The organism is Verrucomicrobiales bacterium (genome assembly GCA_016793885.1).
In the GTDB taxonomy this organism is placed as follows: Bacteria; Verrucomicrobiota; Verrucomicrobiia; order Limisphaerales; family UBA11320; genus UBA11320.
The window spans coordinates 148,147-159,719 of sequence record JAEUHE010000103.1 but is presented as its reverse complement, the minus strand read 5'-3'; the positions used below and the strand labels follow the sequence as shown (position 1 = coordinate 159,719).

The following is an 11,573-nucleotide window of genomic DNA, read 5'->3' as shown; positions in this document are numbered from 1 at the left end:
AATCTTGGGTGCATGACAGGTGGCGGAGCGCGTGTGAGCAAAAGGGGAGAGTTTTTTGGGGGGACCGACTCCGTCGGCGGGTCAAAAGCGGCAGAGGGCTGCACGCACTCCAGATTAGCCCAAATTCTCGCAAAGCGTCTGGGAGTGCTGTAGCCCTCTACAGCTTTTCAGAACCCGACGGAGTCGGGTGACTCCAAGCCCTTGCCTTTGTCACACGTTGCATACCTCAACCACGCTTTTTGTAGGTGTTGATGATCCAGCGGACTTTGCCGGTCTTGGAGGGGGGGATCTCAGACACCTGCACCAGTTCGATATCGACGCTCTTGCCGAAGGCCAACAGGAAGCTGCTCTTCAGTTTTTCCAGGTTTTCGGCCAGCCCTTCGGTCCGGGTGGGAATGTAGCGGAAGATGAATTTCTTCGCGTCGGATTGCTCGAGCTGCCATTCGCGAATGATCTGCCGGTTGAGGCTTACTCCCACAAAATGTCTCACAAACACGGAGGATAGCTGGGTGCCATCCTCGGTGGTGAGCATGTCATCGAGTCGGCCCTGCAGGCTCTGAATCCGTGGCCAAGCCAGGCCGCAGGCGCAGGGTCCGGGCGGTGCCCATTGCCCGAGGTCACCTACGGAGTAGCGGATCATCGGGAAGGTAGGGTTGTTGAGCAAGGTCACCAGAATACGGCCGGTGACTCCGGGCGGACAGGGCTTCAGATTATCGTCGACGATCTCGATGAAGCAGTTCGCGGAGTAGACGTGCAGGCCGTTGTGCTGCGAACACTCACAGGCCATGTCGCAGCAATCACGGGATCCATATTTGTCGAAAACCTCGGCTTGGAACACACGCTGCAACAGCGCTCGCCACTCCGGAGTCACTGTTCCTGCACAGGCCATGATGGTGCGGAGTTTGGGACGGGGTAATCCGCGCTCTTCGATGAATTCCGCCAGGCCGGCCGCCGCGTCGACATAGGCCATCATGCTGTCGATCTCAGGATGAGCCATGAGGGTCGCATGATGTCGCAGCAGATCGGATTCCTTGGCGCGAAAGGCGTTGAGAGGCATGGCTCCCACGAGGTTGAAGAGCACGCGCAGCTGCAGGCTAGCCTGCTCCTTGAGCAGGTCGGGCTCCGATCCCCACAGGCGGAAGTAGCGCACTCCCAAGGGATGGCCGCACATCTTGGCGGCGAGCAGTCGGGTCGAGCGCCCCCAGTCGCGAGCGCTGGCGTCATGGACGATGGTGGTGGGGTTGCCGGTGGTGCCGCCAGTCTTCACGACCAACCAGTCATACCGTTTGGAACTGACGGACTGAGGGGAGGTGATCTCCGATCGGAGAGGGTCGATGACGATACGAGTGAAGTCGGATCGGATGATCTCCCGGTCGAGGATGGGAAAGCGTTGGAGGAACTGGGCTGCTGATTCCCCGGGCTTTCGAACGAGGCCAAGCTGTCGGTAATACTCGGAATGTTGGACGGCACCTTCCAAAGTTCGGCTCAGGGACTGCTCGACCTTGGCGTCGTGTGCTTCGGGGGAGAGACGCTCCCAAGACTGCATCTCCCTCCAAGTGGATGCCACCTTGGAGCCGATGACTGTTTGAAGGCCAAAGTAAATGGAGCGCCGCACGGGCGCCGGAAGTTTAAAGAGCCAGTTGACGTTCACGTTCGATATGATGTCGCCATCCCGGAGGAGGTACGAATTGCAGATTGAGAGCGGATTCCAGGACGCGCGTCGGCACTCCGTCCAGGAGCACTTCGAGCTGACCTAGTTCGAAATCGCCCCAGTTGGGTCCTAGGTATTGGCTTCGTTGTTCGAGAACCGGCATGAGTCGCGGGTCGAAACCCATGAACCAGGCCAACGAACAATCGATCTGGAACGGGTCGTCACCGAAGATCAGCCAGTCCGTCTCGCGGGGCAGGGGTTCGAGCGGGCCATTTCCTTCGCCGCTGACCAGGCCGTCCACCACACAGTAATAGGTTCGTTGGGGGGAGCGCTGAAGGACGCCGGCGCGATCGGCGCAGTGGATGATGAGGTTGAGGTCGTAGATCATCCGCCAGATGGTCTGGTTGCCGTACCAGGCCCCGCCCGCGACATAAAACTCCTTAGGCTGAGCCTTGCGATCCTTAAGTTTGGTCTCGATGCCGCGCGCCCGTTTCAGGAGCTCCCATCCGGGTTTGAGCAGCTTGAAAGCAAACTGACTTCTTTTCTGCAGCTTCTCGCGGAGAGTGGTCTGAGCCCAGTAGAGCCAGCGGCTTTCATCGCGGTATTCGTCACCACCCCACTTGGGCGCTCCCCGACGAAAGTGGGGCAGGTAGGCCTTGTCCCCGTTGATCCCCACCAAGTTTTTCAGCGCGCAGGTGAGCCCGCTCTTGGCGTGGGATTTCCATTTGGGAAGATTGATGAAGAGATCGGACTCCAAGATGCTCTGGCTGACGAAATAGCGATGGTCGCCTTTGCGGTGATTGCTGCGGGTGACGCTGGACGTGTAATCGTTGACGGCGAAGAGATGTGCTTGATCCGAGATGGGTTCCAGATGGCTGCGGTCGCCCAGATGAACCTCCAGGTAGCCTTTGGGATCCCCGTGTTCCACGTCGCTGGGAATCATAAACCCGCCTGCGTCCTTGCGGAACACCTCCTTGCGCAGGTCGCGGAACTTGACCTGGGTTCCGGTGGTACGGGACAGCCGGGCGATCACTTGGTCCAGCCCATTTTGGCGACACATGGCCGGCCAGTCGGCGGATTGGAGGGGACAATCTCCGATCAGAATGGATTCCGCATGGGGAAACAGGTCAAGGCAAGCATCCAGCGTGGCTTCGATGACCCGGGCATCCGTCACCAGAGCTTGGATAGGGAAATGGGGGTCGGTTTCATGGAGCACCCAGTTCGGCTTCAGCACGATCCGCTTGGGCTGCAGGTGTCCAAGATCCCGCTTTAGGTTCTCGTGCACGAGCGCCTTGAGGCGACCGGCACTCTGAGTAAAACAACGCGTCATGTCATGGATTGTCTCTGTCGGCAGAGTCTAAGTTCCGTCCTACCTAGATTTGAATCGGCAGTTCTGCAAGATCTTTGCGGGAGAATGATCAAAAATGAGACAGAATCTTTTTTGAACGCCGATACTTCTTTAGTTGTTGTGGTGGTTGGGACGCCTCCTTGAGGGGTGTTTGCGACGAATGGGCTTGCCCTGCGAAGGGCATGATGGAAGTTTCATGACATGCTTGTCGCGTCTAGGCTAGACTGCAAGTGGTTCGGAATTAAGATGAAATGATGAATGTGACCAACTCAAGAGTGGCTTGTTATCGCGGCCCTGACAATTACCGCGATACTCAGGCGGTGGCGGGCTTGGTGCACCAAGCGCTGGACGCCCTGCGGCTGCCGGCGGACTTCATCCGAACGGGAGACCGGGTGGTTCTCAAGCCGAACTGGGTTAAGGAGCACGACGAGCGGCATCCGGGGCCGGATCGATGGGATTATGTGGTCACGCATCCGTCCGTCATCGAAGCGGTGATCCGATGGGTGGCGCCACGCTTGAGCGGGGCTGGTTCGATTGTGATCTGTGACGCGCCTCAGACCGACAGTTCCTTTGCGACTTTGAGGGCCTATTGCGGTCTGGATGAGATGGTGGCGCGGTTGAAGCGGGATTTCTCGACCCTCCACATTGCCCTGTTGGATCTGCGTCCGGAGGAGTGGCATGCCGTGGATGGAGTTACCGTCTCCAAGACCTCGCTACCCGGTGATCCTTTGGGCAGCACCCATGTGCGACTGAATGCGGCGAGCGAATTTGTCGGATTTCGTGGCTGTGGCCAGCTCTATGGGGCCTCCTATGACATGAACGAGACGAACACCAAGCATCAGGGCACCACGCACGAGTATCTGCTGTGCCGCACGCCCATGGATGCGGACGTGCTAATCAACCTACCCAAGCTCAAGACGCACAAGAAAGTGGGAATTACCTGTGCCCTCAAGAACTTGGTGGGAATTAATGCCAATAAAAATTGGCTTCCGCATCATACCGAGGGCACCCCTGACCGGGGTGGAGATCAATTTCCTCATGCGACCACCAAGGCCAAGCTGGAGCATTCTTGGATGGGAACGGCCAAGCGAGTGCTGAAGGGAAACACGCTCTTATCCCGTTTGTTTGTGCCCTTGAAGAAGCTGGGCAGGCTGTATTTTGGAGATACTCAGAAAGTGGTTCGCTCCGGCAACTGGCATGGCAACGATACTTGCTGGCGGATGGTGGTGGACCTGAACAAGTGTTTATTTGGCTACGGCGGCGACGGAAGTCTGCGAAAGGCTCCCTTGCGCTATCTGGCGGTGGTGGATGGAATCATCGGTGGAGAGGGCAACGGTCCCATGGCCCCGGATGCACGGCCTATCGGGGTGGTCGTGGCGGGCACGCATCCCACGGCCGTGGATTGTACCGCTGCAACCGTGATGGGATTCGACTGGAGGAAACTCCGGATGCTGCGGGGATGCTTCGAATTGAAGCAGGCCAGCTTTGTCGACTTCAAGCCGGAGGAAATGGAAGTGGTGTCCAACCATCCGGCTTGGCAGGGCAAGCTGGGGGGAATGAGCGATGTATTCGAGTTCAAACCACATTTCGGTTGGGTCGGTGCCATTGAGAGTGACCGGCGTGCTGTGACCGCATGAGCTTAGAGGATAAACTCTATCCGCTATTGGCGGTTTACGAGCGGATGCCCCAGGGCCTTAAACGGGCGATCGGCGGGACTTACCGTCGTCTGCCGGTCCGTTGGAGGCAGGGTGCCCGCTTTCCTGAGTTTCAACGTCTGGCTGCCGAAGTTGAATCCTGGTCGGTGGATCAGATCCGGGATTATCAGTTGAAAGAGTTGCGGAAGGTCCTGATTCACGCGGGGAACTACTCGACTGGGTATCAACGAAGATTTGCTCAGGCTGGCTTCCGACCGGAGCTTGTTCGCGAGATTGAGGATCTTCAGGGTTGCCCCTTTCTAGAAAAGCAGGACTTGTTGCAGTCTCGCGAGGAATTGGTGTGCAGCCACGTGCCCAAGAAGGAACGGCTGTACATCACGACGGGAGGATCGACGGGAGTTCCGGTGGGATTCTACTTGCAGCGCGGAGTCAGTCGTCCGAAGGAGCAGGCATTTTTGGAGGCTCAGTGGGCGCGCGGAGGCTACTTTCCGGGCGCGCGATTGGTGGTGATTCGCGGTCATGTCACGAGCGACGAATCTCAAGGGAGGATCGCCAGCTATGACGCGACCCGTGATTGGCTGATGCTGTCATCCTACCATCTGACAGAGGCTAGACTCCCGGAGTATCTCGCCGAGGTGAAGCGGTTTCGCCCCGACCTGCTCCACGCGTATCCCTCGGCGGCCCTTCAACTCGCCGAGTTTCTCGAAAAGGCCGGGCTGCAGTGGGAAGTGCCGTTGAAGGGCCTGCTGGCTGGCTCGGAGCGACTCAACCTGCCGCAGAAACGATTGCTCGAACGCGTGTTTCGGTGCCGGGTTTTTCGCTGGTATGGCCATTCCGAGCGAGCGGTTCTGGCCGCGGAAGGCCGACGATCGGATCTGTTCTATTTTTGGCCGACCTACGGTTTGGTGGAGTTTGGAGCTCCTGATGCCGAGGGCTTCTGCGAAGTGATCGGAACGAGCTTTCACAACCTGGCCATGCCGTTGATCCGATATCGAACAGGCGATTACGTGCGGCTGGCCGATCCGTCGCGAGATGGCGGGTTGGAGTTTCCCTGGCCTGCGGTTTCCGAGATCGCGGGCCGGGAGCAGGAATTCCTGATCAGCGCCACGGGGCGGCGGATTTCCCTAACCGCATTCAACATGCACGATGCGATATTCGACGACCTCTATGCCGTGCAGTTTGTGCAGGAGGCGGCGGGTTCGGCAGAGTTTCGCTACGTTCCAGGTCCGAACTTCAATCGAGAAAAGCTCGGCCGCATCGAGTCCGGCATTCGACGGAAGCTCGGCGAGGACTTCCAGCTCACGATTCGGGAGGTTCGCGAGACGGAAAAAACGGCTCGTGGCAAGCATCGGTGGTTAATCAGTCGGATCACTGCTCAAGCCTCCAAGCTTGGCGCGCCAGGCGAGGCAGTTGGCTGACCGGGAACGGAACCCGAAAACCGAGAGTTAGTTACTGAATTTTGTGAAGCAGATTGCCCAATATCAAGATGGCCGGCTCGAGCTCCAGGAAGTGCCTGTTCCCACAGCACCTCCGGGTGGCGCGGTAGTCCGGGTGACCCACTCCGTGATCAGCATCGGTACGGAGAAGATGAAGGTAGAGCAGGCCAAGATGAACCTGCTTCAGAAGGCGAAGGCGCGTCCTGATCAAGTTCGGAAGGTGCTGGACACGGCCAGGAACCTGGGGTGGAAGGCCGCCCTGGAGAAGGTCCGAAATCGGCTCGAGACACCGACGCCGATGGGGTACAGCGCTGCGGGGATCATTGAATCCATTGACCCGGGCAACACGCGTTTTCGCGTCGGTGACTTGGTAAGCTGCAGCGGAGCCGAGTGTGCATTTCATGCCGAATGGGTCGCTGTGCCCGACCTGCTGATGGCCAAGGTGCCGGAAGGCGTGGAAGGCTGGCAGGCGGCCTACACCACCATTGCCGCCATCGCGCTGCAAGGGGTGCGGCAGTTGGAGCCTCAGCTGGGGGATCGAGTTTTGGTGATGGGCCAGGGCTTGGTTGGATTGTTGGTGACCAACATTCTGGCAGCCAGCGGGTGTCGTGTGATGGCAGTCGACTTGGCGGCCGCCCGAAAACCCTTCGCCTTGGGCGTCGGCGCGGAACGGGTAGTCATCGTTGGTCAGCAGAATCTTGCGGATGAAGTGCGTGCCTGGACGGAGGGCTACGGCGTAGACTCAGTAGTTCTGTGCACGGCAGGCAACAACAATGCCCCGCTCGAGCAGGCGGCCGATGCGCTGCGAGATCGCGGTCGGATCGTCATCATCGGAAACACGCGAGCCGACTGCGCCTGGAAAGTTTTCTACGAGAAGGAGCTGGACGTCCGTTATTCGCGTTCCTACGGCCCAGGTCGTTACGATCCGGCGTACGAATGGGCAGGAGTGGACTATCCTATCGGTTACGTGCGGTGGACCGAGGGGCGCAACTTCGAATCCGTGTTGCACTTGATGAAGACCGGTGATTTGAAGCTTGGCTCGATCACCACTCGGCGAGTTCCGTTTCAAGGATGCCTGGAGGTCTACCGCGACCTCATGGCCGAAGGGGCCAAGGATATCGGGGTGGTGATGGAGTACGCCACGCCGGGGATCGACGCGTCAGCCAACGCCCCGGCCTTGGAGCCGAAGATAGCTAGCCTATCGCGCGGCGCAGCCGCAGAGATTCGGCTTTCGCGTCCAGCGACCCGACTGGATGTGATTGGCGCTGGAAACTTTGCCCGCACCATGCTGCTGCCTCACCTGCAGGGCAAGGTCCCCTTTGGAACGGTTGTTAACCAGACCGCGCTTAGCGCCAATCATGTCAAAACGAAATTTGCCTTCGCGAGCGCGGGCACGAGTCACGAGGAAGTGCTTCAAGGCAAGGGTGGAGAGAATGCGGCGGTGCTGATTGCGACTCGCCATCACTTGCACGCACCGCTGGTGACATCCGCCTTGAATCAGGGACGTCATGTGTTTGTGGAGAAGCCCCTGTGTTTGACCCGAGCTGAACTGGCTCAGATAGATGCGGTGATGGGCAGCACTGCTGGATCGGTGCAGGTCGGTTTCAACCGTCGTTTTGCACCCGCCAGTCTGGAGCTCAAAAAATGCATCGCGGGGGCGGCTGGACCGAAGAGCGCGAGCTTTCGCGTGATGGCAGGGAAGTTGGATCCTACCCACTGGTATTCCAATTACGCAGAGAGCGGTGGTCGGGTGCTGGGCGAGGCCTGTCACTTCTTTGATTACTTCTGCTTCCTGTTCGATTCAGCCCCGGTGCGCGTCAGTGCTCAGACGACCTGGCCGGCTACCGGCCGATTGCCCTTTCCGGACACGATCACGGCGCAGGTTGAATTTGCGGATGGATCGTCGGGACAGTTGATTTACTCGGCCGAAGGCGACACCTCCTGGCCCAAGGAGGAGTTGACCGTGTTCGGAGCGGGGTTTGTCGCCGGGCTTCAGAACTACCAGAAGCTTGTGCTCCATCGGGGGCGCAAGGAGAAGAGTTTCTCCTATCTATCCAAGGGGCATGCCGAGCAGATGGCCGAATGGGCCTCGTTTTTGCGAGGTGAGCGCAGCCATCCCCTGCCGTACGCGCTCTCGCGGCAGAGCATGTGCCTGACATTTGCGGCGTTGGAATCGATTCAGCAGGGCCGATCCATCGAGGTGAGGGACGGCCAGTGAAGGACCTCTCGTGGTACTGGCATCGGCTTCGGGCGATGAGCCCGGAGGAGATGTGGGCGCACGCGCGCAAGAAGTGGCTGCAGCGGACCGACCGTATGGGTCGATCGCCTCTGCCGCCTTTAGATTTCGGCAGCCCGTCCGGGTTCCCCGTGCTCCGGTCTCCGACGGAAGCTCCGGAGGAATTGCGGACGGCGGTTGAACAAGACGCTCGGGAAATCCTGGCCGGTCGCTGGCGTGCATTCGGCCACCTGGCCCTGCAGGTGGACGATCCCCCCCGCTGGCATCGGGATTACCTGGTGCAGCAGGACTTGACCACCACGGCTTCAGCTTTTGGGCTGAACCATCGAGCTCTTCCCAACGGAGCTGATGTCAAATTGATCTGGGAGTTGAGCCGATGGTATCAGCTCCTGCGGTTGGCACAGGCTGGGTATCTGCTGAGGGACGACCGGGCCGCGATGAAGTGTCTGGATTGGTTGGAGGACTGGCTCCGAAAGAACCCCCCCTTAGTGGGCTGGAACTGGACCAGCGCGCTGGAGGTGGGTATGCGCTTGATCCAGTTCACGTGGATCGACGCGCTTTTGGATCAAAGTTCGACCCGTGTTCGTGAGCGGCTGCATCAGCTGCGCGCGCAGGTCTTGGTGCCTCATGTTTCCTATGCGTGGCGCTACAAGTCCTTCGGCTCCTCAGCCAACAATCATTTGTTGGGCGAGTTGGTGGGCTTGATTTTGGCATTGGTTCGTTGGCCGGTGCTTGCCGAGGTGTCGACCTCCATCGACCGGCTCCAGCGGATCTGGGAGCGCGAGGTGCTCGCTCAGTTCGGCGCTGACGGCGGCAATCGCGAGCAGGCCCTCAACTATCAGCTTTTTTCCTTTGAGTTTTGTTGGCAGGCCCGACTGGCGTTGAAGGCTTTTGGCCGAACGATTTCTCCTGAAGTTGAGAGACGTTTGACCGGTGCCGCGCGGTTCTTCTGGGAGGTTCAGGTCCGTGAGGAACCCTGGGATTATGGGGATTCCGACAGCGCCTACGTGAGCCCGTTGTTCGCTCGAGATTCGAGTGTTGTGCCGGAGTGGGCGGGCTGGATGGAGCAGACGAGGATGGGACGCTCTTTGGGTTTTTGGCTGGGGGAGCCGCCTTCATTTGGGGTTCCATTGGGACGCGGAGCACAGCCGCCGCACACTCGGAAGGTGGGCGATTGGTGGGTTTATCCGGATGCCGGGATCGGGATTCAGGCCTCGGGTTTTTGGTGGTTGCGGTGGGATCTGTCGCCCCTGGGCTATCTTTCCACCGCGGCTCATGGACACTTGGATGCGCTGCATCTCTCGATCTGGCTTAAGGGGGTGGCGTTTGTGGTCGATCCAGGCACAGGAGCCTATTATGCCGACCCGAAATTGCGGGCCTGGCTGGCTTCACGCGATGCCCATAACGGCCCACATCCCATTGGTGTTCCTGAGTTTCCTCGGAGACTCGGTCCCTTCCTTTGGCAAAGCCACCATCAGCCGCCGGCGTGGGGGGCGAAGTCGGAGGGCAGCATTGAAGGTGTATTTGAAATCCCGGGTTGGCAAATGAGGCGCCAGATCTCCAGTCAGCCGGACGGATCGGGTTGGTGCGTCTCGGATTCGTGTGTTCAAAAGGACGGCGGCAGCTGCGCCTTTTCCGTTCGATGGCAGTTTGCACCTGGGTGCACCGTGCGCCGGGAAAGCGATCGTGAGTTTATCCTTCGGCGCCAGGATCGGGAGGTTCGTGTGGTGCTTGGTTCAGGGTGGCAAAGCGTTGAGCTAGTGGAGCTGGGGGACCTGAACTCTGGTTCAAGCTCGGTTGTCTCCGGTCCCGGCACTGTTTCTCAGGCGTTTCGGAAAACGGAACGGGCTCCTTTTCTTTTGCTGACCGCCCCGCCCGCAGGGGACAATTCTTGTGTTTTTACCACTACTTTTCTAGCTTCCATCTCTTCATGAAGATCAGCATTTTTGGCCTTGGATATGTGGGTGCCGTGACGGCGGGCTGTTTGGCCGGCCAAGGGCATAGCATTGTGGGAGTCGACGTGAGTTCGGCCAAAGTGGAGGCCTTGAACGCAGGCGTGGCGCCGATTATCGAGCCCGGGCTGCCTGAGCTTCTGAAGGCGGCGCGGACGGCCGGGCTGCTTCGGGCAACCACCAGCTGCTCTGACGCCCTCTTGGCCACTGAGGCGTCGATTGTGTGTGTCGGGACACCGTCCGCGTTGTCGGGGTCCCTTGACCTTAGCTTCGTTCGCGGAGTTCTCGCAGAAATGGGAGCGGTGCTTCGGAAGCTAAGCAAGCCGCACACCCTGGTGCTTCGGAGCACCATGCTTCCGGGCAGCACCCAGGCCTTGGTGGACGAGATTCTGGGCGATTTGGAGCAGTCCGGGATGCTGCAGATTTTTTATTATCCCGAGTTCTTGCGCGAGAGCACCGCTGTTTCTGATTTCGAGCATCCCTCCTTAGCCGTCGTCGGCTCACGCACGGGAGCCCGACCGCCTGAGGACTTGATGAAATCGCTGTTTGGACCCGAGGCGGCAGTGGTGAACTGGCCCACGGCGGAAATGATCAAGTACGCCTGCAATGCGTTCCATGCTACGAAGATCACCTTTGCGAATGAAATCGGCCGCTTGGGCAAGCAGCTTCACATCGATGCCCGTGCGGTCATGGAACTCCTCTGCCGAGACACTAAGCTGAACCTGTCCCCCTACTACATGAAACCGGGTAACCCGTTTGGCGGGTCCTGCCTTCCGAAGGACGTCCGAGCGCTGACCCAATGCGGCCGTTTGGAAGGCGTCTCGCTTCCTTTGCTGGAGAGCTTGCTTCCCAGCAACGAACGGCACCTGCAGAGCCTGCTCACGCTGATCATGGAATCGGGGGCGTCCGAGGTTGTGATTTTGGGTTTGTCCTTTAAATCAAACACGGATGATTTGCGCGAAAGCTCGATGGTGGAGGTGGCGCAGACGCTTTTGGGACGCGGGTATCAGGTGCGCATCTATGATCCGGCCCTAAACCTGGCGGCCCTGGTTGGCAGCAACAAGCGAGTCATCGATACCCGGATGCCTCATCTGGCTTCGTTACTGCGTTCGGATTTGGCTGCCGCGCTGGGTTCCGGTGGATTTGTGGTGGCTGCGCAGAAGTGTGCCACCTTGGACGAGCTGAAGCCGCATCTGACGGCTAAACACTCGATTCTCGACGTGAACGGCTGGAAGGAGCTGCGGGCTCTCGATGTGCCGTATCAGGGATTTTGTTGGTGAGTGATGAGGGAACGG

Annotated in this window: 7 protein-coding genes; 5 read left to right on the top strand and 2 right to left on the bottom strand. The window is 59.2% G+C overall.

Annotation, left to right across the window (positions count from 1 at the left end; all coding sequences use genetic code 11):
- Window positions 1–226: 226 nt before the first annotated feature.
- Complete coding sequence (locus JNN07_12115) at window positions 227–1,651, bottom strand: phenylacetate--CoA ligase family protein (protein ID MBL9168479.1); 1,425 nt, start codon at window positions 1,649–1,651, stop codon at window positions 227–229.
- Window positions 1,629–2,981, bottom strand: a complete 1,353-nt coding sequence (locus JNN07_12110) for a DUF362 domain-containing protein (GenBank protein ID MBL9168478.1) — start codon at window positions 2,979–2,981, stop codon at window positions 1,629–1,631. Before JNN07_12110 ends, JNN07_12115 begins: the two co-directional genes overlap by 23 nt.
- A 278-nt stretch (window positions 2,982–3,259) precedes the next feature.
- Between JNN07_12110 and JNN07_12105 the strand changes: the two genes are divergently transcribed.
- The 5 genes from JNN07_12105 to JNN07_12085 are packed head-to-tail and all read left to right on the top strand — an operon-like array spanning window position 3,260 to window position 11,558.
- Window positions 3,260–4,636, top strand: a complete 1,377-nt coding sequence (locus JNN07_12105) for a DUF362 domain-containing protein (protein ID MBL9168477.1) — start codon at window positions 3,260–3,262, stop codon at window positions 4,634–4,636.
- Complete coding sequence (locus JNN07_12100) at window positions 4,633–6,072, top strand: phenylacetate--CoA ligase family protein (GenBank protein MBL9168476.1); 1,440 nt, start codon at window positions 4,633–4,635, stop codon at window positions 6,070–6,072. The genes JNN07_12105 and JNN07_12100 overlap by 4 nt, the downstream gene beginning before the upstream one ends.
- Window positions 6,073–6,115: 43 nt before the next feature.
- On the top strand, window positions 6,116–8,308 hold the full coding sequence (locus JNN07_12095) for a bi-domain-containing oxidoreductase (GenBank protein MBL9168475.1): 2,193 nt from the start codon (window positions 6,116–6,118) through the stop codon (window positions 8,306–8,308).
- Window positions 8,305–10,260, top strand: coding sequence for a heparinase II/III family protein (locus JNN07_12090; protein MBL9168474.1), 1,956 nt, complete (start codon window positions 8,305–8,307; stop codon window positions 10,258–10,260). Before JNN07_12095 ends, JNN07_12090 begins: the two co-directional genes overlap by 4 nt.
- Window positions 10,257–11,558 carry a UDP-glucose/GDP-mannose dehydrogenase family protein gene (locus JNN07_12085; GenBank protein ID MBL9168473.1) on the top strand — a complete coding sequence of 434 codons (1,302 nt, stop codon included), beginning with the start codon at window positions 10,257–10,259 and terminating at the stop codon, window positions 11,556–11,558. Before JNN07_12090 ends, JNN07_12085 begins: the two co-directional genes overlap by 4 nt.
- Window positions 11,559–11,573: the final 15 nt, after the last annotated feature.

Excerpts from the sequence above, each read along its gene's own strand:
- JNN07_12110 (MBL9168478.1), bottom strand. The coding sequence starts at position 2,981 with ATGACGCGTTGTTTTACTCAGAGTGCCGGTCGCCTCAAGGCGCTCGTG.
- JNN07_12100 (MBL9168476.1), top strand. The coding sequence starts at position 4,633 with ATGAGCTTAGAGGATAAACTCTATCCGCTATTGGCGGTTTACGAGCGG.
- JNN07_12085 (MBL9168473.1), top strand. The coding sequence starts at position 10,257 with ATGAAGATCAGCATTTTTGGCCTTGGATATGTGGGTGCCGTGACGGCG.